The organism is Glutamicibacter sp. X7 (genome assembly GCF_054889245.1).
Genome location: NZ_CM142678.1, coordinates 2,214,267 through 2,237,137 on the forward strand (window position 1 = coordinate 2,214,267; position 22,871 = coordinate 2,237,137).

Annotated in this window: 20 protein-coding genes; 5 read left to right on the plus strand and 15 right to left on the minus strand. The window is 63.2% G+C overall.

Annotation, left to right across the window (positions count from 1 at the left end; genetic code table 11):
• Positions 1-4: 4 nt before the first annotated feature.
• The 3 genes from ACYU0X_RS10655 to ACYU0X_RS10665 form a co-directional block, all read right to left on the minus strand.
• On the minus strand, positions 5-616 hold the full coding sequence (locus ACYU0X_RS10655) for a DUF402 domain-containing protein (protein ID WP_418906904.1): 612 nt from the start codon (positions 614-616) through the stop codon (positions 5-7).
• Positions 613-2,580: a 1-deoxy-D-xylulose-5-phosphate synthase gene (dxs, locus tag ACYU0X_RS10660; protein ID WP_418906905.1), complete on the minus strand. Its 1,968-nt coding sequence runs from the start codon at positions 2,578-2,580 to the stop codon at positions 613-615. The genes ACYU0X_RS10655 and dxs overlap by 4 nt, the downstream gene beginning before the upstream one ends.
• Before the next feature lie 81 nt (positions 2,581-2,661).
• Positions 2,662-3,306: a TetR/AcrR family transcriptional regulator C-terminal domain-containing protein gene (locus tag ACYU0X_RS10665; protein WP_418906906.1), complete on the minus strand. Its 645-nt coding sequence runs from the start codon at positions 3,304-3,306 to the stop codon at positions 2,662-2,664.
• A 55-nt stretch (positions 3,307-3,361) separates the two neighbouring features.
• On the opposite strand from ACYU0X_RS10665, the gene ACYU0X_RS10670 reads away from it, so the two are divergent.
• Positions 3,362-4,594 (plus strand): beta-ketoacyl-[acyl-carrier-protein] synthase family protein, encoded by a 1,233-nt coding sequence (locus tag ACYU0X_RS10670; RefSeq protein WP_461900644.1) that lies wholly within the window; start codon positions 3,362-3,364, stop codon positions 4,592-4,594.
• A gap of 79 nt (positions 4,595-4,673) precedes the next feature.
• Here ACYU0X_RS10670 and ACYU0X_RS10675 read toward each other — a convergent pair whose 3' ends face one another.
• The 4 genes from ACYU0X_RS10675 to ACYU0X_RS10690 form a co-directional block, all read right to left on the minus strand.
• A complete protein-coding gene (locus tag ACYU0X_RS10675; protein WP_309406638.1) occupies positions 4,674-5,525 on the minus strand; it encodes a phosphotransferase in 852 nt (283 codons plus the stop codon).
• A 358-nt stretch (positions 5,526-5,883) separates the two neighbouring features.
• Positions 5,884-8,586, minus strand: coding sequence for an aconitate hydratase AcnA (gene acnA, locus ACYU0X_RS10680; RefSeq protein ID WP_309406636.1), 2,703 nt, complete (start codon positions 8,584-8,586; stop codon positions 5,884-5,886).
• A gap of 189 nt (positions 8,587-8,775) precedes the next feature.
• Entirely contained in the window at positions 8,776-10,101 is a 1,326-nt protein-coding gene (locus tag ACYU0X_RS10685; RefSeq protein WP_418906909.1) for a class I SAM-dependent RNA methyltransferase, read from the minus strand.
• Positions 10,102-10,132: 31 nt separating this feature from the next.
• Positions 10,133-12,130, minus strand: coding sequence for an APC family permease (locus tag ACYU0X_RS10690; protein WP_309406632.1), 1,998 nt, complete (start codon positions 12,128-12,130; stop codon positions 10,133-10,135).
• 144 nt (positions 12,131-12,274) lie between these two features.
• Between ACYU0X_RS10690 and ACYU0X_RS10695 the strand changes: the two genes are divergently transcribed.
• Together ACYU0X_RS10695 and ACYU0X_RS10700 are read left to right on the plus strand one after the other, a co-directional pair.
• Positions 12,275-12,952, plus strand: coding sequence for a potassium channel family protein (locus ACYU0X_RS10695; RefSeq protein ID WP_309406630.1), 678 nt, complete (start codon positions 12,275-12,277; stop codon positions 12,950-12,952).
• A 10-nt stretch (positions 12,953-12,962) separates the two neighbouring features.
• On the plus strand, positions 12,963-13,628 hold the full coding sequence (locus ACYU0X_RS10700; RefSeq protein WP_309406628.1) for a potassium channel family protein: 666 nt from the start codon (positions 12,963-12,965) through the stop codon (positions 13,626-13,628).
• Positions 13,629-13,633: 5 nt separating this feature from the next.
• Here ACYU0X_RS10700 and ACYU0X_RS10705 read toward each other — a convergent pair whose 3' ends face one another.
• The 4 genes from ACYU0X_RS10705 to dut are packed head-to-tail and all read right to left on the minus strand — an operon-like array spanning position 13,634 to position 15,951.
• Positions 13,634-14,344, minus strand: a complete 711-nt coding sequence (locus ACYU0X_RS10705) for a DUF3159 domain-containing protein (RefSeq protein WP_309406626.1) — start codon at positions 14,342-14,344, stop codon at positions 13,634-13,636.
• A 39-nt stretch (positions 14,345-14,383) separates the two neighbouring features.
• A complete protein-coding gene (locus ACYU0X_RS10710; RefSeq protein ID WP_309406624.1) occupies positions 14,384-14,758 on the minus strand; it encodes a hypothetical protein in 375 nt (124 codons plus the stop codon).
• Positions 14,759-14,762: 4 nt separating this feature from the next.
• On the minus strand, positions 14,763-15,452 hold the full coding sequence (locus ACYU0X_RS10715; RefSeq protein ID WP_309406622.1) for a DUF3710 domain-containing protein: 690 nt from the start codon (positions 15,450-15,452) through the stop codon (positions 14,763-14,765).
• Between the two features lie 40 nt (positions 15,453-15,492).
• The gene (gene dut, locus ACYU0X_RS10720; RefSeq protein ID WP_309406620.1) at positions 15,493-15,951 is read right to left on the minus strand and encodes a dUTP diphosphatase; all 459 of its coding nucleotides are present in this window, start codon (positions 15,949-15,951) and stop codon (positions 15,493-15,495) included.
• Between the two features lie 143 nt (positions 15,952-16,094).
• On the opposite strand from dut, the gene ACYU0X_RS10725 reads away from it, so the two are divergent.
• Complete coding sequence (locus ACYU0X_RS10725) at positions 16,095-16,610, plus strand: DUF3093 domain-containing protein (protein ID WP_309406619.1); 516 nt, start codon at positions 16,095-16,097, stop codon at positions 16,608-16,610.
• Between the two features lie 36 nt (positions 16,611-16,646).
• Here ACYU0X_RS10725 and ACYU0X_RS10730 read toward each other — a convergent pair whose 3' ends face one another.
• Positions 16,647-16,952, minus strand: coding sequence for a DUF4193 family protein (locus ACYU0X_RS10730; protein WP_309406617.1), 306 nt, complete (start codon positions 16,950-16,952; stop codon positions 16,647-16,649).
• 232 nt (positions 16,953-17,184) lie between these two features.
• Between ACYU0X_RS10730 and sepH the strand changes: the two genes are divergently transcribed.
• On the plus strand, positions 17,185-18,237 hold the full coding sequence (sepH, locus tag ACYU0X_RS10735; protein ID WP_309406615.1) for a septation protein SepH: 1,053 nt from the start codon (positions 17,185-17,187) through the stop codon (positions 18,235-18,237).
• Positions 18,238-18,339: 102 nt separating this feature from the next.
• On the opposite strand, the gene ACYU0X_RS10740 is transcribed toward sepH, so the two are convergent.
• From ACYU0X_RS10740 to ACYU0X_RS10750, 3 genes are read right to left on the minus strand one after another with little or no spacing between them, the layout of a single operon-like run.
• Positions 18,340-19,521: an alkaline phosphatase family protein gene (locus ACYU0X_RS10740; protein ID WP_309406614.1), complete on the minus strand. Its 1,182-nt coding sequence runs from the start codon at positions 19,519-19,521 to the stop codon at positions 18,340-18,342.
• A gap of 3 nt (positions 19,522-19,524) precedes the next feature.
• Positions 19,525-20,112 (minus strand): DUF5998 family protein, encoded by a 588-nt coding sequence (locus ACYU0X_RS10745; RefSeq protein ID WP_309406613.1) that lies wholly within the window; start codon positions 20,110-20,112, stop codon positions 19,525-19,527.
• Positions 20,113-20,144: 32 nt separating this feature from the next.
• Complete coding sequence (locus ACYU0X_RS10750) at positions 20,145-22,826, minus strand: bifunctional acetate--CoA ligase family protein/GNAT family N-acetyltransferase (protein ID WP_461900651.1); 2,682 nt, start codon at positions 22,824-22,826, stop codon at positions 20,145-20,147.
• Between the last annotated feature and the right edge of the window lie 45 nt (positions 22,827-22,871).

The following is a 22,871-nucleotide window of genomic DNA, read 5'->3' on the forward strand; positions in this document are numbered from 1 at the left end:
AGTATTAGTCCTTCGCTACGTTAGTGTCGCGTGCGTCAAAATTAGCGGCACGCTGCCGCCACTGCGCACGGTAGGAATGGTTGAACGGCGGCCGGTCGTCCGCTAGACCCTGCAGTAGGCCCTCGGCGGTCTGCCGTAGGCTGAGCTGCAAGTTCCGCGGATAGCCCATCTGCGCCGCGTGCTCGGTAAATTCGTCTTCGTCGTCAAGGAACACACCGCGGGTGCGTGAGCGGATCGCATCGAGATCCATGTCGATGGAGTTCAGCTCCCATCCCCCGGACTTCAGCGGGGCCCAACCGACCGAGGTAGACAGGTCGATGTATACGTCGAAATCTTCCTGCGCGCTGTCGTAGAGCGTCGCGACCCAGCTTTCCCCGCGTGGAATCAGGCAGAGGGCATCGCTGGCGGCCAGGTGGGCGCTGCCGGGGCGTGCCACGAGCGAGCCGGCCGGTTGATGAATCCAGTGCCCGTATTCATCGGCGCCCAGATAGTAGCCGGGAACAACCCAGTGCGGGGTGCCATCGAATTTCCAGGCCCGCGCCACCACGAAGTCGCCGTACTGGGCGTGCGGTTCATCCTGCAGGTGCGCGAGAAAGGACTCTCGTTCTTGGGTCATAGCTTGGGAATCTGTCCGGTGGGCAGATCCTGCCCCGGTAGCGGGCGGGCGAAGGGCACCTTGGTGCCTAGAACTTGGGCGAGGGTGTCCTGGGCAACCTGCTGAGCGGTGAGCCCAACGCGCTCGAGCACCTCGGCCCGGGTACCGTGGGCCAGGAATTCGGTGGGTAGACCTACCTCGTTCAGCGCGGTGTCTACTCCGGCGGCACGCATTTCGGTGCGTAGGCGTGAGCCAATGCCACCGACACGCACCCCGTCCTCGATGCACACGACAATGCGGTGACGGGCCGCGAGCGAGACCACGGATTTCGGCATGGGCAACACCCAGCGCGGGTCGACCACGGTCACCGAAACGCCCTGACTGTTCAGTCGACGGGCCACATCCAGTGACAGCTCGGCCATGGCGCCCACCGATACGATCAGCACGTCGGGGGCGGCGCGGTCACCGAGCCGGGCCAGCACGTCCACTCCGTCGGGCAGCCGGTCTACGGCATTGACGGGTTCACCCACGCTGCCCTTGGAGAAACGCACCACGCTAGGGGCGTCGTCGATCTGCAGCGACTCGCGCAGTTCCTCGCGCAGCCGGTCGGCGTCACGCGGAGCGGCCAGATGCAGATTCGGAATAATCTGGGTCAGCGCCATATCCCACATGCCGTGGTGGCTGGCGCCGTCGGGACCGGTCACACCGGCGCGGTCGAGCACGATGGTCACCCCGGCCTTGTGCAACGCCACGTCCATCAGCAGCTGATCGAACGCGCGGTTCAGGAAGGTCGCGTAGACGCAGACCACCGGGTGCAGTCCCCCGAAGGCCAGGCCTGCGGCGGTGGTCATGGCGTGCTGTTCGGCGATACCGACGTCGATCACGCGATCCGGGTGGCGTTCGGCCATGGTTTTGAGACCGACCGGCTGCAACATGGCGCCGGTGATGGCCACAATATCCTCGCGCTCGTCGGCTACCGCGGCGATTTCCTCGCCAAATACGCTGGTCCAGCTCTGTGCGGAGCTGGAGGCGACCGGCACCCCGGTTTCCGGGTCGATCACACCCACGGCGTGGAATTGGTCGGCCTCGTCGGCCCGTGCCGGGGCGTAGCCGTGGCCCTTCTCGGTCAGCGCATGGACGAGCACCGGCCCGCCGTAGTTTTTCGCCTGCAGCAGTGCTTCTTCAACGGCGCTCTGGTTGTGCCCGTCGATCGGGCCAATGTACTTGAGGCCAAGGTCCTCGAACAACCCCTGCGGAGCCCACCAGTCTTTAATGCCCTTCTTGGTGGCATGCAGAGATTTGTAGGTAAAGTTCCCGACCGGTCCGGAATCACGCAATTTGCTCTTGAGCTTATCCATCGCGTTTTCGTAGGCGGGGTGGGTGCGTACCCGATCCAATTGCTGGCGAAGCCCGGCGAGTTGGTTAGCTAGACCGCCGATCGTCGGAGCGTAGGAGCGGCCGTTGTCGTTGACGACAATCACGGCCTTGCGGGATTTGTCGGCGGCAATGTTGTTCACCGCTTCCCAGGCCATGCCACCGGTCAGCGCGCCGTCGCCTACGAGCGCTACCGCCCACCGGTCCTGCTCGCCGCGTAGCGCCCGGGCACGCGAGATTCCGTCGATCCAAGAAAGCGAGGAAGAGGCGTGGGAGGACTCGACAATATCGTGTTCGGATTCGGCCCGCTCGGGGTATCCCGACAGACCGCCTTGTTTGCGCAGCGTGTCGAAGTTCTGGCGACCGGTGACAAGTTTGTGCACATAGGACTGGTGCCCGGTATCGAAGACGATGGAATCACGCGGCGAATCGAAGATCCGGTGAATGCCTAGGGTCAGCTCCACAACCCCGAGGTTGGGTCCTAAGTGTCCACCGGTGCGCGCCACATTGGCGATGAGAAAACCGCGGATTTCCTCGGCCAGCTCGTGTAGCTGTTCCGGGGTGAGGGCGCGCAAATCTGCGGGCTTGTTGATGGTCTTGAGCAAAGACACGTAGTTCCCCTTCACCTCGTGCACCTCGCGCGGCGTACACCCCGCGAAACTTCTAGTATAGACCGGCACGTCTACCGTTTATTATCCGCCACCAGTGCGGTCGGGCGCGAATCGCTCGCCCATAGCTTCTGGGTCGGCGTTGATTCGCACCAGCGACGCGACATCGAGATCCGAGGGAGTTCCTTGGAAACCGGCCTGCCCCATCAGTACTGCACCGAAAATCGTGCTCCAGAAGGTTTTCACTTCCTTTTCCACCGATTCGGGCATTGTCCAGCCCTTTTCCTGCAGTATGGCGCGCACATAGTGCGTCGAACTGCGAAAGAGGACCTTCATGCCACCGGTCAGCGTGGGTTGCAGCGCGGTATGTGAACGCCCTAGGCCCAGGGCCGAGACGACCATTGGGATCGATGGCATCACCAACGCGGTGCGCGCCAAGGCTGTGACAAACACCTCGGGATCGGCCGTGCGACGGGAGACGGTTTTGAGCCGTGCGGAGTCGCGCAACAACGATGAGAACGCCGACTCCACAAAGAGTGCGTCCTTGGACCCAAAATGGTGGGTGATTTGGTTGGGATACACCCCAGCGTGGCGCGCGATGGTCGAGACCGTCACTTCCTCTGGCGCGTAGCGCGCGAAGAGCTCCGCGGCACTATTACGAATGCGCTGACGGGTGATCTGACCTCGAGACCCCGGCTTCGTGCTGCCCTCGCGATGCTGCCCACTCATAGCGCTATTGTATGCTGAGTGAAGAAACTTGTTTTCCATACAAGAAGGATTCTTCGTGACCGACATCGTCGTAACCGGCTACGGTGCCATCACCCCACTGGGGCTCGGCACCGAAGCTCTCTTTTCCGGACTAACTTCCTCGAGCTCCGGCATCGCCACCTTGACCGACCCGCGATTCGCTGAGGCAGGTGTGCCCGACGCAATCGCCGGCGCGGTTACCGTCGATATGGCCGAGCTACTTGGCAAACCGGCGACGCGTCGCTTGGACCGCTCCCAGCAATTTGCCCTCGTGGCCGCCGAGCAGGCGTGGGCCGATGCGGGATTCGACGCCGAAGCCGAGCTCGATCCGGAACGGCTGGCAGCGGTCATCGGCACCGGCATCGGCGGCCTCAATACGTTGCTGGATCAGGAACACGTTCTCCTCGAACGTGGAGCCCGCCGGGTCAGCCCGCGTACCGTCCCGATGCTGATGGCCAACGCTGCAAGCGCACAGGTCGCGATGACCTACGGGGCCAAGGCCGGAACCTATACCCCGGTCAGCGCGTGTGCTGCCGGTGCAGAAGCACTGGCGACGGCGGCCCGACTGATCGCCACCGGCGAGGCTAATGTGGTGATCGCCGGCGGCGCCGAAGCAGCAATCGCACCATTGACCGTGGCGGCCTTCTCACAGGCCCAGGCACTGGCCAAGCCGGATGAACGACCCGCCGATGAACTATCCCGACCGTTCTCGGCCGACCGCGCCGGATTCGTGCTCGGCGAAGGGGCTGGTGTGGTGATCCTCGAAAGCGCCGAACACGCAGCACGCCGTGGCGCACGGGCGCATGCACGGCTCAGCGGCTGGGCAATCACCTCGGACGCGTATCACATCACCGCCTCGGATCCCAGCGGTGCGGGACAGATCCGTGCCATGCGCCAGGCGATCAAACTCGCGGGGCTGACTCCCTCGGCGGTGGGACACCTCAATGCCCACGCCACGGGAACAACCGTTGGCGACCTGAGTGAGAGCAAGGCGGTCAACGAGGTGTTCGAACACTCCCCTGCCGTCACGGCACCGAAGGGGGCGCTCGGACACTTGGTGGGCGCGGCCGGCGCCGTGGAGGCCATCGTGACCATCATGTCCCTCGAACAGCAGATCATTCCGCCAACACGCAACCTCAGCGAACTGGACGAAGAAATCACGCTCGATGTGGTCCACACGCAGGCACGTGAGACGACCTTCGATCACGCGCTGAGCAACTCCTTTGGGTTCGGTGGCCAGAACGTCTCGTTGCTCTTCTCCAAGGCATAGTAGGCATCCAATGCCCGGACGCTGGTCAACATAGATCGGCCAGCGTCCGGGCTTTGCGCACGTTGAGCATGTTGCTTCGCTAGAGGCCGTGCAGCACTTCGGCCAGCATATGGTGGCCTTGGGTCTCGAACTGCTCATCCCCCATCCGGTAAGCCCACACCGCGGTGCCAATCGCTTCGCGGATCTCGGCCAGCTTCCACCCCGGATACGCCCGAGGATCGGCACCATATCCTTCGCGGTGGGCCTGCGCCAACTCGGGGTGTTCGACCCATTGCTGATGATGTAGCCGCACCAGATCGCTGGATGCCGGGCGGAAATCGAAACGCCCCAGATCAATGGCTCGCAATTGCCCTTCCTGCACGAGCCAATTGCGGGGCTGCCAGTCACCATGAGTGGGCACAAGGGCTATGGGCCGCGGACGGTAACCGTGAAGCCAGGACTCGGCTCTGACTCGAAGCTCGGGATCTATCCGGTGACTTCCGCCCAATAGCTCAATGGTGCTCGCAACAAGGCGTGCTTCGTAGTCGCCGCTGGGTTGCGAGTCTTGCTCATGCAATACGCGCAGAAGTTCTCCGGCCTGCCGATGCACCTCGGGTGAATATTCGGCGGGTGTTCCTTGCGCCAATCGACCGGGCAGGTATTCGAGCACTAAGAGTTTGGCACCAGCGTGTGCATGGAGCATCTTGTTGGTCGCCCTACGGGCATACCAGGCGGTTAGATGCTGTCCGTGTGCACGAATTTCTCGACCAATGTGGTGAGTCGATCCCCGACCGGCCTTGACGATTAAATCCCGTCGGGCGGTGCGCACCCGAAGCACGATGTTCTCGCCTGTCGGCCACGAGAGGTCTTCGAGGATTTCATATTGACCCAGCCATTGCCGCAGTAAGCCTGTCTGCTCGGCGGTTAGGTCGCGTTGTGCGGGCGCGTTCATGACACCAGCCTAGGCCGTACTTATGTCGTCGGTATTCCGCGAAACCGACGCCAGCTAATTCCTATTCTCGGGCGGCGAATGCAGAGCCGGTGAGGACCAGATGCGCCGTATCATCCCCCTGAGGCATCGGCTGGTTCGTCCATGGTGTTTGACTGTCGCCCGCTCGTGCCCGACAACAGTCAGACGACGTCCAGCAGCCATACCGTCGCCGGCCGCCATCCCCGCAGTGCCGAGCAATGCATCCTGAAGCCCTAAATCAGGGGCGTAGGCACTAAGAGTGTTCTGCGCTTAAAGACCCGCGGGGCGGGCAGACCCAGTAGGTCTACCCGCCCCGCGGTGTTCCAGTGATGTCGACTAATTAGTTAGCCGAGATCTGACGCAGCACGTACTGCAGGATGCCGCCGTTACGGTAGTAATCGGCTTCACCTGGCGTATCGATACGCACTACGGCGTCGAATTCGGTCACCTTGCCGTCTTCGGCGGTGGCGGTGACCTTCACGGTCTTCGGGGTCGTGCCGTTGTTCAGCTCGGTCACACCGGAGATCGAGAAGACCTCGGTACCGGTCAGACCCAGCGAATCGGCGGACTCGCCGGCCGGGAACTGCAGCGGCAACACGCCCATACCGATCAGGTTCGAGCGGTGGATGCGCTCGAAGGATTCGGTGATGACGGCCTTGACACCCAACAGTGCGGTGCCCTTTGCAGCCCAGTCACGCGAGGAGCCCGAACCGTATTCCTTACCACCGAGGACGACCAGCGGGGTGCCGGCAGCCTTGTAGTTTTCGGCGGCATCGTAGACGTAGGACTGCGGTGCACCCTCCTGGGTGAAGTCGCGAGTGAAACCACCCTCGACGCCATCCAGCAGCTGGTTCTTGATGCGGATGTTCGCGAAGGTACCGCGGATCATGACCTCGTGGTTACCACGGCGCGAGCCGTAGGAGTTGAAGTCCTTGCGATCCACACCGTTGGCGATCAGGTACTGACCTGCCGGGGTTTCGGACTTGAAGGAACCGGCCGGGGAAATGTGGTCGGTGGTGACCGAGTCGCCCAGCTTCAGCAGCACGCGAGCACCCTCGATGTCGGTGACCGGCTGCGGTTCAGCGGTCATGCCATCGAAGTACGGGGCCTTACGGGCGTAGGTGGAGTTCTCGTCCCAGGCGAAGGTGTCGCCCTCAGGGGTGTCGAGAGCCTTCCAGCGATCGTCGCCCTCGAAGACACCCTCGTAACCCTTGGCGAACATGGCCTCGTCGATGGACGAGTCGATGATCTCCTGGACCTCGGTCGGCGAAGGCCAGATGTCCTTGAGGAAGATCTCGTTGCCGTCGGCGTCGCGGCCGAGCGAGTCAGTCTCGAAGTCGAAGTCCATGGTGCCGGCCAGGGCGTAGGCGATGACCAGTGGCGGGGAGGCCAGGTAGTTCATCTTCACGTCCGGGTTGATGCGGCCTTCGAAGTTACGGTTACCGGAGAGCACGGCGGTTGCGGCCAGGTCGTTGGCCTGGATGGCCTCGGAGATCTCGGTGTCCAACGGGCCGGAGTTACCGATGCAGGTGGCGCAGCCGTAACCGACGACGTAGAAGCCCAGTTCTTCGAGGTACGGCAACAGGCCGGACTTCTCGTAGTACTCGGTGACGACCTTGGAGCCCGGAGCCACGGAGGTCTTGACCCATGGCTTGGACTTCAGGCCCTTCTTGGCGGCATTGCGGGCCAGCACGGCGGCGGCCAGCATCACCGAAGGGTTCGAGGTGTTGGTGCAGGAGGTGATCGAAGCGATCGAGACCAGACCGTTGTCGATGGTGAAGGTCTCATCGCCGCGGGTTACCTCGACGGCCTGCGACGGACGGCCAACGCCCAAGGCGTCGGTGGTGTCGGAGACGTAGTTGTGGATGTCCTTGCGGAACTGCTCCTTGGCGCTGGTGAGCTCGATGCGGTCCTGCGGACGCTTCGGGCCAGCGATGGAAGGCACCACGGTGGACAGGTCCAGCTCGAGGTATTCGCTGAAGCGCAGCTCGCGGCTCGGATCGTGCCACATGCCCTGTTCCTTGGCGTAGGCCTCGACCAGGGCGATGTTCTGCTCGCTGCGGCCGGTCAGGCGCAGGTAGTCCAGGGTGACATCGTCGATCGGGAACATGGCGGCGGTGGAACCGAATTCCGGGGACATGTTACCGATGGTGGCGCGGTTAGCCAGCGGCACTTCGGCGACGCCGTCGCCGTAGAATTCCACGAACTTGCCGACCACACCGTGCTTACGCAGCATTTCGGTGATGGTCAGCACCACGTCGGTGGCGGTCGCGCCGGCCGGGATCGAGCCCGAGAGCTTGAAGCCAACGACGCGTGGGATCAGCATGGAAACCGGCTGGCCGAGCATGGCAGCCTCGGCTTCGATGCCACCGACGCCCCAGCCGAGCACGCCCATGCCGTTGACCATGGTGGTGTGCGAGTCGGTGCCGACGCAGGTGTCCGGGTAGGCACGCAGCACGCCGTCGACCTCGCGGGTCATTACGGTGCGGGCCAGGTACTCGATGTTGACCTGGTGCACGATACCGGTGCCCGGCGGGACGACCTTGAAGTCATCGAATGCGGTCTGGCCCCAGCGCAGGAACTGGTAGCGTTCGCCGTTGCGCTGGTACTCGATTTCCATGTTGCGCTCGATGGCGCCTTCGAAACCGAAGGTGTCGATCTGCACGGAGTGGTCGATGACCATTTCGGCCGGTGCCAGCGGGTTCACCCGCTTCGGGTCGCCGCCGAGCTCCTTGACGGCTTCACGCATGGTGGCCAGGTCAACGACGCAGGGAACGCCGGTGAAGTCCTGCATGATCACACGGGCCGGGGTGAACTGGATCTCGGTGTTAGGCTGCGCCGAGGCGTCCCACTGACCCAATGCGTTGATGTGGTCCTTGGTGATGTTCGCGCCGTCTTCGGTGCGTAGCAGGTTCTCTAGCAGAACCTTGAGGCTGTAGGGAAGGCTGTCCGAGCCTTCGACCGTGTTCAGTCGGTAAATTTCATATTCGGTTCCGTTGACGTCCAATACGCCCTTAGCACCGAAGCTGTCCACATTGCTCATTGGGACTCCTCTCGCCAGACATTCATCTTGATGCACGCTCACACGGAATTCCAGTTAGGAACCCCTAACTGAAATCGTCGTGCTACTACCGCGGCAGAGCTAAAGACAGTGTATCGGCATCGCGCGGCAAATGCGGGCGGAGTAGCAAATTTCCCCCGCTTTTCATGTTTAGCGGGGGAAATTTCTCGATTATTGGCACTGAAAGAGCCCCACGAGTTCCATGTGATGGGTTTGCGGGTACAAATCGTGAACTTCAACGTTCGCTAATTCGTAGCCGCGGGCGCTCAGGCGTGCGGTGTCTCGGGCGAAGGACGCCGGATCGCACGATACGTAGCAAAGCCTGCGGGCGCCGCTGGCCGCCAGCTCGGCCGCGACCTTCTTATCCACCCCGGCACGTGGTGGATCAAGCACCACCCCATCGAGCTCACGCTCTTCGACCACCTGGTGCAACACGCGTTCAACCCGACCGCGAATCACCTGCGCCTGCGGGAAGTGACGCAAGTTCTTCTTCGCGTCCGCGTGGGTTCCCGGAGCGCCCTCCACACTATAGAGCGCACCGCTAGGCCCCACTGCCGCGGCGAGGTGCGCAGAGAACAACCCGGCACCTGCATAGAGATCGGCCACCGCCTGCCCGGGTTGCGGGTCCAGCAGTTCAAGCACGCGTTCGCTAAGGACCGTCGCCGCGGCGCGGTGCACCTGCCAAAAGCCCTCACCGGTGATCCGGTATTCCTGCCCCAGCACCTCTTCGGTCAGCCAGCTGCGGCCTTGAAGCACGCTCAGGCTACCGCGCCCGTCGGCGGCCGCCCCGCGCTGTTGGGTCAGTGCCGCAACGTTCAGCTCCGCTGGCAGTTGCCGGGCCACGGCCTTCGCGGCACCGGGCTGCTCCTCAATAAGCAGCACCAGCACGCTACGGTCATCGAGACTGGACACCGCAACCTCGACCCGGCTGATCCCCGGATACTTCACTGCATAGATTCCACTGGCTTCAATGGCCGGGTGCGCAAGCGGCATACGGGTAATGGCGGTCAACGAATTGCTCCGGTAAGCACTCATGGCCAAGGCGCCCGAAGCGTCCACAGCGTAGGACATGCGGGTCCGCCAGCCCAGCCCGCTGACATCGCCGGGGGCCGGTTGGGCGGCAACTAGATGTTCCAGACGCACCGGGTCGATCTGACCCAGGCGAGTGAGCTGTTCAACCGCCACACGCGCCTTGAGCTGACGCTGAAAGTCCAGCGCGATATGCCCGAATTCGGCACCGCCCACGGGCTGCTCGCTCAGCAGGGCATCGGCCGGCGCCCAAAAGTGCGGTTGACGCTCGGCGCTGGGCTCCAGCACTTCGGCGACATCGGCTCGCCAGAATTTGGCCTGCTCGCCGGCATCGGTCAGCCGTGCGCGCACCAGCTCTCCGGGGATTCCGTGCCGCACGAACACCACCCGGCCCTCGTGGCGGGCGACGGTGTGCCCGCCGTGGGCGATCGGTCCTAGGCGCAGCTCAACCAGCTCGGTGGTGCTCATGGTGATATGGGTCCTTCTTAAACTTCGTGGGCTAACGGCGGTGGGCAGAGGATTCTTCGGTGGGCGCCCCGAAGTGGGCATCGGCGGAACTCAGTAGCCGCCATGGCACCGAGGCGATGAGCACACCGGGCTCGTAGTGCAGGCGGTTTTTCACGCGCATCGCCGTCTGGTTGTGCACCAGTTGTTCCCACCAATGCCCCACGACGTACTCGGGGATGTAGACCACGATGAGATCACGCGGCGATTCACGTTTGATCGACCGAATATGCTCGATCAGCGGGCCAGCGATGTCGCGGTACGGTGAGGCCAGTGCGGTGATAGGCACCGGCAGACGTAGCCGTTCCCACTCCGCCAAGGTGCGTTCGGTCTTCTCCTGCTCGACGTCCACGATGATCGCCTCCAGCTTGGAGGGGCGGGAGGCGCGCGCGAAGGCCAGCGCCCGCAGCACGGGTTTGCGCACGGTGGAGACCAGCACCAGCGCATGCACGCGGGCCGGCAACGCAGAGGCGGACTCGTCGTCGCTCACCGCCAGTTCCCGGTCCACCAGCTGATAGTGCCGGTGCAGCGAATCCATCACGAGCATCAGCACCAGAATGCCCAGCACCGCCAGCCAGGCTCCATGGACCAGTCGTGTGGCTAGGACGATGACCAGCACCAGTGCGGACAGGCCCAGGCCGAGCAGCGTCAGCAGGCGTTTGCGCAGCAGCGAGCGGCGCAGCTTGCGGTCGGTGACGCTCACCAACACACGCGACCAGTGCTTGAGCATGCCCATCTGGCTCAGGCTGAAGGAAACGAACACGCCCACCACGTAGAGCTGCACCAAAATGGTCACATCGGCTTGGAAGAGCACGACCAACGCCAGGGCGGCCACACCCAGTGACAGGATGCCGTTGGAGAATCCCAGACGGTCGCCGCGTGTGCGCAACTGCCGTGGCAGGAAGCCGTCGGTGGCCAGGTGGCTGGCAAGGTTCGGGAAAGAATTGAAGGCGTGATTACCCGCCATCAGCAACACGCCGATGGTCAGCGCCGAGACAATGGCGGTAGCGATGAACACATTGCCAAAGACCGCTTCGGCCAGCTGACCGAGCACCGGCAGCTGCACATAGTCTTCGGGTATCGGTCCCCCATCGCGAAGTAGGGAACGCTGCGGATCGGCCACGACCTTCACCCCGGTGGCCTTGGCCAGCATCAGGGTACCGATGGTCAGTACGCCGGAGAGTGCCCCGAGAATCACCAAGATCCGCCCGGCGTTTTTCGCCTTGGGTTTCGACAGGTAGTGCACGTTGGAGATCGGCACCTCAATACCGGTCAACGCCGCCGAACCGGTCGAGAAGGCACGCAGAATGAGCAGTGCCCCGACGATTCCGTGCAATCCGGTGGAGAGTCCCGCCTCGGGCACGATGGTCAGTTCCGCGCTGGGTGCGTGCCCGAGCGTGTTGGTCAGCGCCTTGACCACACCCACCGCAATCATCACGAGGATGCCGGTCACGAACAGGTACACCGGGATGGCCAGCGACCAGCGGCCCTGACCACGACCGCGCAGGTTGCCGATCATCAACACCAACACGATCAGCGAGGCCACCAGCGTGTGATGCTGCTCCAACACCGGGATAATCGCACCCAGGTAGAGGGCGATGGATGAACTGGAAACCGCCACGGTCAGCACGAAGTCCACCAGCAGCGCGGCCGCAACCGCGGTTCCGGCACGCGGGCCGAGGTTCTTGCGCGCAATCTCGTAGTCGCCGCCCCCGGAAGGGTAGGCTGCCACGGATTGGCGATAGGACAGTACCAGCACCAACAGCACCGCCATCACCGCGAGCCCCACCATCGGTGAGAGTGCGGTTGCCGCCACCCCGGCCATGGCCAGGGTCAACAGAATTTCGTCGGGCGCATAGGCCAACGACGAGAGGGCACTGGAGGAAAAAATTGGCAGCGCGATCTTCGGTGGGAGCGGCTTCTTTTTCAACCGTGCGGTGCTAAAGGGCCGGCCCACGAGGATCCGTTTCAGACCATCAAATAAAGCAGGCACGCCTCAACGTTAGCGCAGGGAGCCAAACACACAGTAGCCACACTCACCCGGCGGGGCCTGCGGGGCGCTATTGTTGCATGCGTGGTCTTTCTCGACTGAGACCACCGGAGTTGTTGATCCGACGGATACCTAGGAGTGCGCGCAATGGCACATTTCGTGATTATGGGGTGCGGACGCGTGGGCGTCGGGCTGGCGCACACCCTGGACAATGCGGGCCATACGGTGGCCATCATCGATCAGAATGAACACGCATTCCGCCGCCTCGGCCCAGACTTTTCCGGCTTCACGGTCACCGGTGTTGGCTTCGACCGCGATACGCTGCTCGAGGCCAAAATTGACGAGGCCTACGCGTTCGCCGCCGTCTCCAGCGGTGATAACTCCAACATTCTGGCCACCCGCGTGGCCCGGGAAACCTATAACGTGCCAAACGTTGTCGCCCGCATCTACGATCCGGGACGTGCGGAAATCTATCAGCGGCTGGGCATCCCCACGGTGGCTGCGGTGCGTTGGAGCACCGATCAGGTACTGCGCCGGATCCTGCCGGATTATTCGATGCGCGGCGACTACCGCGAAGCGTCTGGACGCCTCATGCTCACCGAAGTCGCCCTGCACCGCGACTGGTATGGGCATCAGGTCCGTGATCTGGAAGCCGCCGCAGGTGTCCGCGTGGCCTACCTCACCCGATTCGGCGAAGGCATTATTCCCACCGGCAAGACCCTGCTTCAAGGCGGAGACCTCGTGCATGTGATGATGAATCTCCATGCGGCCAAGGACGTCGAAAAGACCCTGGCCAGTGCCCCCGCCCCCACTACCGCCAGCTAAGGATCCCTAGATGAAAGTCATGATCGCCGGAGCCGGATCTGTCGGCTCATCCATCGCCCACGAACTGGTCACCAACGGCCACGAGGTGCTGATGATCGACTGGAAACCGGAAATGGCCCAGCGTGAGGACATCGCCAAGGTGCGCTGGCATATCGGCGACGCCTGTGAACTGACGGTCTTGCAGCGCGCGCAATTGGAAGACTATGACGTGGTTGTCTCGGCCACGGGTGATGACAAGGTCAACCTGGTGGTCTCCCTGCTCGCGAAAAGCGAATTCGGCGTGCGACGCACCGTGGGCCGCGTGAACAACCCGAAAAACGAGTGGATGTTCGATGACGCTTGGGGCGTGGATGTCGCGGTGAGCACCCCGCGCCTGATGACCGCCCTGGTTGAAGAGGCCGTCGAGGTCGGCGACCTGGTGCGCTTGCTGAGCCTGAAAACCGGTGAGGTTCTGATGGTGGAATTCACCGTCCCGCACGACTCGGCACTCATTGGGCGCACCATGGGCCGGGTGCAGTGGCCCGAGGACACCACCGTGGTGGCCATCGTGCGCGATAAGGCGCCATTCCCGCCCAGCGACGATGACGTGATTGAGGGTGGTGATGAAATCTTCTTCATCACCACCCCCACCGCCGAAGAAGAGCTGCGTCGTACGCTCTCCGAGGCCTGCCGCTAGGACCGTTATTTGGCCGGGCCGGCCTCGCCCTGCAAAGGTTGCGGGGCCGGTTTGGAAATCATCCAGCCCAGGTAGAGACCGGCCGCGTAGAGCGGAACCCCCATCAGGGCCCGGCTGATGCCCAGGGCTACCACCTCATCGGCGAAGTACATGGGCAACTGGACGGCCAGACGCAGAATGAACACGCCGGCAAGCACCCAGGTGGCCAGCTGATAGCGGCGCACTCGCGACGGGTCCTCACGCCAGCGAACCCCCTCATTGCGGATGAATCCGAAGAGCACCCCGACCAGCGGCCAACGCACGAAGATCGAGATGAGCAGGGCCACCAGGTAGGCGGCCCCAATGTAGAAACCGGGCACGTAATAGTCCTTGGCTTCCCCCGTGGTACGGGCGGCGAAGGCGCAGATCAAAATGCCCACCATGCCCACGGCGGCTTGCATCACCGTCGACTTGCCCAGCAGGCGCAACACCATGAACACGGCCCCGACCGCGATCGATGCAATCAGCGCCCAGGAAAGTTCACTGCTGAAGGCGAAGACCAGCACGAAGATAAAGCCGGGAAGGATGGCTTCGAGTACTCCGCGAACCCCGCCGATGCTGGCCAGCACGTCGATGGAGCCGTCGGCGCGCTGACTGACCCGCTGTCCGGCATTCTGGCTGAGTTGCTCGGCTAGCGTCGGCTGCCGCTCGGGTTCTTGCTGTTCGTACTCACTCATCGTCTTGATCCATCGGGTCGAAGGTTCACGTTGCGCCGGCTAGCGCACGCGCTGGGGCAAAATCACATAACGCGGGTTGTAGATGGTGGGCACATGCCCCACCGGAGCCACCATGCCCCCGTAAGCGATTTTGACGCCGGGTTTAATCCCCGGCACGGTGCGCTGCCCCATGAAGTTCAGCTTCACATGCCATTGGCTGCCGCGGCGCCCGGGAGCACCACCGAGCCGGTCCACCACCACGGCGGTGAGACTTGGGTGCTCACCGGCCGCAGAGTAGCTCACCGACTGCACGTAGCCGGTATGGGAAATACGGCCCTTGGTCGGTAGGTCGGCCAAGCTGTTGAGCCGGCGATACACCTGAGGCGGCAGTTCCTGTTCTTCGCCTTCGGGCTCGCGAAGAGATTCCGGTGCCATGAGCTCAGCCGATCTGAGTGATCTCCGGGCCACGTTCGGGCGGGTTGATCCCACCCTCGGATGCCTGCTCTGGCTTGCTGGCCGTTGCATTCTTGGGCACCTGCAAAGGCAGTAGCTCTGCTGGAGGCATCGGCTTCTCGCCACGGTTGACGATCACGCTGCGCAGGTATTCGTCGACCTTATTCGACGTCTCCTCGTCCTGCAGGGCGGCGCCCCCGATGGTGGCGCGCAGGCACCAGCGCGGACCGTCGAATCCGACAAAGCGCAGGATTACCCGTCCCTGACGTCCGTCGGGAAGCTGCTGCGGAACTTGGGCGAGCAGTTCGTGGCCGAACTCGCTTTCGCGTTCGTAGATTTCGCCCTTCTGTGCCGAGATTTCCTTGGCGATGTTCGTACGGATGCCCGGCCAGAGTTCCCCGGACTTCGAGGAAGAGAAGGCCATGAGCTGGATTCGCGAGTTGAGCAACTCGAGCGAAATGGCGATCACGCGGTTATTCGACTGTTCGACATCCATTCGAACGCCGAGCCCTTCCACGGGCTTGACCAAAATAGCCCCGAAATCCAGGTAGTCATCGTGTTCGGGCGCGTCGGCGATGTCGAAAGGACCGCTGGTGGTCGGCTCCTGAACGGTTGGCTCCGTGTCAACGACAGGCTGTTCGGCCTGTTCGGCTGATTTCTTGCGCTTGAAAAACATGGTGTCCTTAGAAAAATGTGATCCCTATCAACTAGGGTACTCAGTTGCTCGCAAATCCGCCGGTCGATCCGAATCCGCCGGTGCCGCGCGCCGACTCCTCGAGGGATTGCACCGCAACGAATTCGGCGATCTCGACCTTTTGAATCACCAGCTGGGCAATGCGGTCTCCGCGCGTCACCTCGAAGGGCTTGCTGCTGTCGGTGTTCAGCAGTGTGACCATAATCTCGCCACGGTATCCGGCGTCGACGGTGCCCGGTGCATTGACCACGGTGATCCCGTGCTTTGCCGCCAAACCGCTGCGTGGGTGGACCAAGCCAACATACCCGTGCGGGATCGCCAGGCTAACACCGGTTCCAATGAGGGCCCGCTGGCCGGGCTCCAGTACAACATCCTCGCGGGCATGCAGGTCAGCGCCCGCATCGGAGGGGTGCGCGTAACTCGGTACGGGTAGCTCGGGGTCGAGCATGTGAATGGCGACAGACAGGGTGGATTCGCTCATTGGCGTCTATGTATTCCTCGGTCTCGGGCAGGCGGAGAACCGCCTCTACTGTTCACGGTCCTTCTTTTCCAGCTAACTCTATCGCGGGCCACGGGAACGCCACGGTGCATTCAGCGTCCCGCGCAATGCCTAAACTAGTAGTCATGAGTACTTCCAGCGCGCCCGCAGCCCAGGTTCTATTTCAGGAAAAGTTGTGGCCCTCGGCCGGAACGTGGGTCTGGCCAGTATTGATCGCGGCGACCGCCGGTGTGGCCATCGCCCCGATTTCCGTCCTTGGCGGCGTACTGACCGGTGTGGCCGTGTTGGTCAGCCTAGTCGCGGTGTTCTTGGTGCGTGTTCCGGTCATTGAAGTGACCGAGGAGACCTTGCAGGTCGGTCGAGCCACCATTGAGCGCAAGTTCATTGGGGAGGTCGTCGGTTTTCGCGGTGAAGAGGCCTTCAAGGAACGCGGTCAGCGACTCAATGGCCTCGCATTTATGAACCTGCGCGGCTGGTTGGACGCCGTGGTGCGGATGGAGGTCACCGATCCGCGCGATGAGACCCCCTACTGGATCACCTCGACCCGACGCCCAGAAGAGCTGACCGCTGCGCTCGGTGGTGTGATGGACGAGTACCGTGAGGATCAGCCACCAGCGAGCGACCAGCCCGAGGAAAACTAGCCGCGCAACCGCCGGGCGGTGCGGAACGAAGGCGAGCTAGCCTTCGCATTCGGCGCAGAACTTGTCGGCGCCGTCCTCCCGTACCAGCTGCGAACGGTGGCGCACCATGAAGCATGAGGCGCAGGTAAATTCATCGGCCAGCTGCGCGATGATTTCGACGTTTTCCTCTTCGGCCTGCTTCTCTGCCCCCGGCAGTACATAGCGTTCGGCCAGCTCGGTTTCCGACTCGTCGATGAAGTTCGCGTCCTTGGCGGATTTCGAGCTTTTCAACTGCGCCAAGAGCGCTGCGTGACGCGGGTGAGCTGCCGCGGCGGGAACCGATTGTTCATTGGCCAAGGCCATGTTCCGCTCCTTATCCCGAGGGCTCGCTAGCCCCCGAATGATCGCTGACCGGTAAAAACTCCGGCATAGCAGTATAGCGCGTGAAGCGTGTCCCGCGCGTCCTTGCGGGACCGGCGATCGCCACCGGCAAAACTTCGCGAGGAATCTCGCGCCACACCCTTGCAGGTAGTGGGTTTTAGCCGGTATCAGTGGCAAAGTTTTATCCGAGAAGATATCGGCCTGGAGGGTAGTAATGCGACAGCTCAGACTTGTTGGGATTCATGAAAATGGTTCCAGTCTGCAGGTCAGCAGTGACGACGGCATGAGCTTCGAGTTGCCCGTGGACGACGCACTGCGCAGCGCCATGGCCGAGATTGCCCGTTCGCGTCAACCACGCAAGGACGAGGAACAGTCCGTTCACTCTCCGCGTGAGATTCAGGCGCGCGTGCGCGGCGGTGCCAGTGCCTACGAGCTCTCCCTCGAATGGGATGTGCCACTAGAAACGATCTTGAAGTATGAGGGCCCGGTGCTTGCCGAGCGCGCGCACATCGTTGAGTTGGCCCAACGCGTGGAGGTCTCCGGCCCGCAGACCGATGCGGAGTACCGCGAAGTCTTTGGTGAGGAGCCGGCCGATCTGGGCGCGATGGTCACCCACCGCCTGCATCAGCTGAATATCGACACCGACAGTGCGGTCTGGGACTCCTATCGGGATCCCGAGGGGCACTGGATCGTGTGGCTCAAGTTCCGTTCCCCACTGGACTCGGATAATGTGCAGAAACTTGAACACGCCGGGGACAGCGAAGAGGAAAACACCGCACGCTGGTCCTATAACCCGCAGCGCAAAACCATCAAGAACCTGAACCGCTGGGCACAGACCCTCTCCGAGCAGGTCGCCCCCGAGTACTTCGCCCCGATCGCCGCGGTATCGGCCAGTGACGCTCCGGCCCCGAGCCAGCCCGCCAGCGAACCGACCGATCAGGAACTGCTGGATCTGCTCAATGCTCGCCGGGGGCAGCGCGCCAATGAGGATCCGGAAAACGACGAACGCCTCAATGAACTAATTGAACGCGGAACCGGTGGTTTTGACGACGAAGATGAATCCGAGGATTCCTTGCCGAACCTGCCGCAGGGTTTTTCCCCGCGCACAACCCAGCTCTCGGTGGTGCCAAACCACTCGGCAACCCAAGATTCCACCGGCGCCGGTGAGCAGCCTGCCGAAGAACCCGATGCCGCACCGCGTAAACCGAAGCGCTCTTCGGTGCCCAGCTGGGATGACATCATGTTCGGAAAGCGCAAGAAAGACTAGTTCAGCATCGACGAAGCCGCCGTGCCGTAGTCCCCGGTCAGGGACTTACGGCACGGCGGCTTTGTCTGTTCAATGCCGCGCTCTGGGCCCGGGCGGCGCCGGCTACCGGGTGCGCAGGTTGATCAGTGGGATGAAGCGTTCGGCCGCAGTGAGTGATCCGTGCTGTCCGATCATTTCGAAGGCGCGGGCCGGGACTCGCCGGCCGTCATAGAACGCGATGGCCTCGGCAGCTAGTACCACCAAATCTCCGAGTCGTTCCCGGTGGCTTGTGCTCACCGGACCGTAGAGGCCATGCTCGATGGCTTCCTCGGTGCTCAGCACCCAGGCCTTGCGCCCGTAGGCCTGGGCCCAGGCATTCCGCACGGCCTGGCGGCGCTCGATGCTCGTGTCGGCAGCGAAGCGCAACTGCACCCCGCGAGGCTCACCGCTGGTGAACTCCACCCCATCGATCAGCTCCGGGAAGAGACTGAAATCGATTCGCTGGGATGCCGGCACATCGACCATGCCATGGTCACCGGTGATCAGCACCGTGGTCTGCTCCGGCAGCCGCGCGACCAGCGACTTGATCGCCAAATCGAGGTCTTCAAGGGTTTCGCGCCATGCATCGGAATTCACGCCGTACTTGTGCCCGGCCTTGTCGAGCTCGTTGAAGTAAACGTAGGCCAGAGCGTTGCGGTTGAGCGCAAAGTACTCGGATGCCGCGCGCGCCCGGGCGGCAGGCTGGTTGGCGGCGATGAATTCTGGGCCGCGTAGCGCGGCGCGCGTCAGTGCCGACTGGGCAAAGAGCGGCAGGGAAATGCTGGCGGTGCTGATCCCATGAGCGAGCACGGCTTCAAATACCGTGGGGGCTGGCTGCCAGCGGAGCGGGTCGAGATTGCCGGGCCAGCCACCAAGCTGGTTCACCACGCGGCCACCGTCAGGGTCGATCACATCGTAGCCGAGCATCCCATGTTCCCCGGGGGTCAGCCCGGTGCCCAGGCTGCTGAGCGACGTGGCGGTGGTGGAGGGAAAGCCGGTGCTGAGCTTTTGTGCTGCGTCGAACTGTCCACGCAAAAACGGGGCGTGCGACCGGTTGGCGCGCAGCTGATTCCAGCCCAGACCGTCGATCATGATCACGCAGACCCGGCGAGTGGGCGCGAGGTTCAGCGCATTGGCGAAGCCGGGCACACCGAGGGCGGCAGCGGCCGAAGGCAGGATTTCGCCCAGTGTGCCGGTGCCGTAGGCGGGGGCTTCGGGCAGTGCCACATCGGGCTGCGGCATCGAGCCGTTGATCAGTACACTCACGGCTTAGAAGATCGTGGCCTGGCGCAGGCGCACCGCGAAGCCGCGGGCCTTGTTCACGGCCTGTTGGCCGTCGGCTTGGGCACTGACACGTAGCACCAAGTCTTCGGGCTGGGTGGTGCCGGTAAGCCCGTGGTCGGCATCGCATTGCGGATCCGCGCACCCGGCCGGGGCAAGATCCACCCGGCTGGTGCCGTTCCAAGACAGCCCGAAGGTCAACTCATGTACTTCCTCACCGCGGCGGTAATCCTGTGGCTGGTGGAAGACATAGTTTGTTGCCACCGAGGCGATGCGCTTGAGCGAAATCATTTCGGTGGACACCTGGGCCACCACATCGCGACCGTCGTCATCGAGCTGCTGGTCATCGACGTGCACGATGAACAGCACCTCGTCGCTGAGCACGAGCACCGTAATGTGCCGGTGCACTTCGGTGCGGTCAAAGTGCGTTTCTAGGTGCACGTAGTGGTCAAGCACCGGACGCGTCAGCATGGCCTCGGCCAAGACGTCCTGCACCATTTGCGGATAGAAACCGGCACGGACGAGGTCCTGCTGAAGTTCGGCGCCTGCGGTGGTTGAGTACGTCTCGGAAGTCATAAGTTCAATTCTAGCGATTAGCCTCTTTCTTTTCACTCCCGCAGGTGCTGGCCGCGCATGGCTCGGCGCACGCTGTCGGTGCGCTGGGTGGCGTTGCCCACGTGGATCTCCACACCGAGCACCTGCACCCCCGTCGGTCCGGCCATCACCGGGCTCAGCCGCAAAATGGCCACCTCCGGGTGGTTGTCCTTCAACAGGGCGATCCGTGAGATCAGTTCGCACAGCGCACCGCGATCCACCGCCGGCAACCCTTGGTAGCCACTCAACCGCGCGCTGGTGCGCGGGCGGTCAATGAGCGCCGCAATATCGTGCGTGCTCAATGGCGGCACCGCGTGCGCCCAATCCTCGAGCAGGTTGGTGGCGTCCCCGGCCAGGCCGAAGGACAGTACCGGACCGAGCAGCGGATCCTCGAGGGCCTGCAGCACGCAGGCCTGCCCCGCCGGGGCCATGGACTGCACCTCGAGGGCACCGATGCCCCGGGCGCTCATCTGCGCGGACATATACCCGTAGGTGGCGCGCAGGCTGTCCTCATCGTGCAGGTCCAGCCGCACTCCCCCAAGATCCAGCCGCTGACGCAAATCCGGGTCGTCGGCCTTCAACGCGACCGGCCAACCCAACTGTTCGGCGGCCGCCACGGCTTCGTCGGCGCTGTACACACGCAGGGAAGGGAAAACTTCAATGCCATAGCAGCCAAGCAGGGTGGCGCACTGGGCGAAGTCGAGTTTGGTCAGCCGAGTGCCGTGGACCCGGTGAGCGAGGGAGTCGAGAAACTCGGTCGCCTTGTGCGCATCGATGCCCTCGGGCTGCGTCACCGCCTCGAAGGGCACTTCAAGCCACTGCCGATACCCGTAGGCCTTCCCGAGGGCGCCGACCGCGTCGTGGGCCGAGGTGTACAGCGGGACCGAGTAGCTCACGCCGGCGCGCACCGACTGGCCGAGATAGCCCGGGAATAACCCCAGAACCGGTCGGTCGGCCCCGGCAAACTCGGCTAACAGCTCGGCCATGGCCCGTGGGTCCACGCCCAACTGCGGCAGCAGGGCGACGATCGCCGCATGGTATTGCGCGTCGTCGACGAGTTCTTGCAGTTGGCGGCGCAAAACCGGCAACATGCGTGATTGGCCCAGTTGCGGGTCCGCCGCCGGATCCATGGCGATGGCCTGCGGCTGCAGATTTCGATCGGTGGCCGCCTCGCAAACAATGTCGGCCAATGTCGGCGAGTTCGACAGCACCGCCACGTTGGGGCCGGTCGGGGCCGCAAAGCACGACAGTAAGGTGGCCACATCCATCAGCTCATCGGCCGAACGGACCCTGATGACCCCGGATTGGCGCAACATCGCGTTCAGCGCCGCGGGCGGTGCCTTACTGGTCAGGGCCGCGTGACCCGGTGGTACCCGACGTCCCGAGAGGTCGGATTTTGCGACGATCACTGGCTTGCTGCGGGCCAGGCGCCGGGCAATGCGCGCGAACTTGCGCGGGTTACCGAAGGATTCGAGGTGCATGGCAACGACGCTGGTGCGTGGATCGTCCTCGAAGTACTGCATGGCATCGTTGCCCGACACGTCGGCGCGCAGGCCTGCCGATATTGCGCTGCTCAGCCCGAGGTCGCGGCGTCGCACCTCGGCATGCAGCATCATGCCCACGGCCGCCGACTGGGAGAAGAGCCCCACCACGCCGTCCTCGGGCAAGGCCTGAGCCAATGATGCGTTGAGCTTCACCCCCGGCGCGGTATTGAATAGGCCCAATGAGGCGGGTCCGACCACGCGCATCCCGTTTGCACGGGCCAGCGTCACAAGTTCGCGTTGAGCGGCCAGCCCGGTCTCGTCGTCGTAGCCGGCACTCATCACCAGCAGGCCCTTAATGCCGTTGCTGGCGCCATCGGCCACCACTTGGGCCACGCGGTCGCGCGGGACGCAGATGACCGCGAGATCGATGGGGCCAGGAATCTCGCTGAGTTTGGCGTAGCTGGGTAGCCCGCCAATCTCAAAGGCCTGTTCGTTGACCGCGTACACCGCCCCGGTGAAACCGGACTCCACGATCCGATCGAGAACATCGCGCCCCAGGCTCCCCCAGTTACGGCTGGCCCCAACCACCGCGATGGACCGGGGGGCTAAGAGCCCCGCCACGGACTGCGACTCGGAGCGGTGCTCGCGCGCCTCGGTGACTTCGCGAGAGCGATCAGTCGGGTCGATCGGGAATTCGAGCATCACCACGCCGTCCTCGAAGCGCTTCGCAACCGCGTATCCGGCCTCGGAGAACACCGTGATCATCTTGCGGTTTTCCGGCAGCACCTCCGCGACAAACTTCCCGATACCGTTTTCACGGGCCGCCGCGGCAAGATGTTCGAGCAGAATGGATCCGATGCCGGTGCCCTGGAATTCATCGGCCACGTTGAAGGCCACCTCGGCCTGGCTTGGATCATCAAGCCGGTCATAACGTCCCACGCCAATGATTTTCTCGCCGCGCAAAACCGTGATGGCCACCCGATCCCGGTGGTCGACGTGGGTGAACCGGTCCAGCTCTTTGGCAGTCAATGAGGACTTGTACGTAAAATAGCGCAGGTAGACCGAGGTCTGGGATTGCAGCTTGTGCATGGCCTGGAGTGCTTGCGCGTCGGCCGGGGTAATGGGCCGCAGGTGCGCCGTGGTGCCATCGCGCAACACAACATCGGCCTCCCAATGAGCTGGATATGCCGAGGAAAGTTTACGATCCACCATAGGCTTATGTTAGCCACGCCAGTCGATCCATGCACGGATCGGTTC

Excerpts from the sequence above, each read along its gene's own strand:
- ACYU0X_RS10675 (WP_309406638.1), bottom strand. The coding sequence starts at position 5,525 with ATGAACGCGCCCGCACAACGCGACCTAACCGCCGAGCAGACAGGCTTA.
- ACYU0X_RS10705 (WP_309406626.1), bottom strand. The coding sequence starts at position 14,344 with ATGAGTGAGTACGAACAGCAAGAACCCGAGCGGCAGCCGACGCTAGCC.
- ACYU0X_RS10685 (WP_418906909.1), bottom strand. The coding sequence starts at position 10,101 with ATGAGCACCACCGAGCTGGTTGAGCTGCGCCTAGGACCGATCGCCCAC.
- acnA (WP_309406636.1), bottom strand. The coding sequence starts at position 8,586 with ATGAGCAATGTGGACAGCTTCGGTGCTAAGGGCGTATTGGACGTCAAC.
- ACYU0X_RS10700 (WP_309406628.1), top strand. The coding sequence starts at position 12,963 with ATGAAAGTCATGATCGCCGGAGCCGGATCTGTCGGCTCATCCATCGCC.
- ACYU0X_RS10655 (WP_418906904.1), bottom strand. The coding sequence starts at position 616 with ATGACCCAAGAACGAGAGTCCTTTCTCGCGCACCTGCAGGATGAACCG.
- ACYU0X_RS10695 (WP_309406630.1), top strand. The coding sequence starts at position 12,275 with ATGGCACATTTCGTGATTATGGGGTGCGGACGCGTGGGCGTCGGGCTG.
- ACYU0X_RS10745 (WP_309406613.1), bottom strand. The coding sequence starts at position 20,112 with ATGACTTCCGAGACGTACTCAACCACCGCAGGCGCCGAACTTCAGCAG.
- ACYU0X_RS10725 (WP_309406619.1), top strand. The coding sequence starts at position 16,095 with ATGAGTACTTCCAGCGCGCCCGCAGCCCAGGTTCTATTTCAGGAAAAG.
- sepH (WP_309406615.1), top strand. The coding sequence starts at position 17,185 with ATGCGACAGCTCAGACTTGTTGGGATTCATGAAAATGGTTCCAGTCTG.
- ACYU0X_RS10730 (WP_309406617.1), bottom strand. The coding sequence starts at position 16,952 with ATGGCCTTGGCCAATGAACAATCGGTTCCCGCCGCGGCAGCTCACCCG.
- dut (WP_309406620.1), bottom strand. The coding sequence starts at position 15,951 with ATGAGCGAATCCACCCTGTCTGTCGCCATTCACATGCTCGACCCCGAG.
- ACYU0X_RS10665 (WP_418906906.1), bottom strand. The coding sequence starts at position 3,306 with ATGAGTGGGCAGCATCGCGAGGGCAGCACGAAGCCGGGGTCTCGAGGT.
- ACYU0X_RS10750 (WP_461900651.1), bottom strand. The coding sequence starts at position 22,826 with ATGGTGGATCGTAAACTTTCCTCGGCATATCCAGCTCATTGGGAGGCC.
- ACYU0X_RS10710 (WP_309406624.1), bottom strand. The coding sequence starts at position 14,758 with ATGGCACCGGAATCTCTTCGCGAGCCCGAAGGCGAAGAACAGGAACTG.
- ACYU0X_RS10715 (WP_309406622.1), bottom strand. The coding sequence starts at position 15,452 with ATGTTTTTCAAGCGCAAGAAATCAGCCGAACAGGCCGAACAGCCTGTC.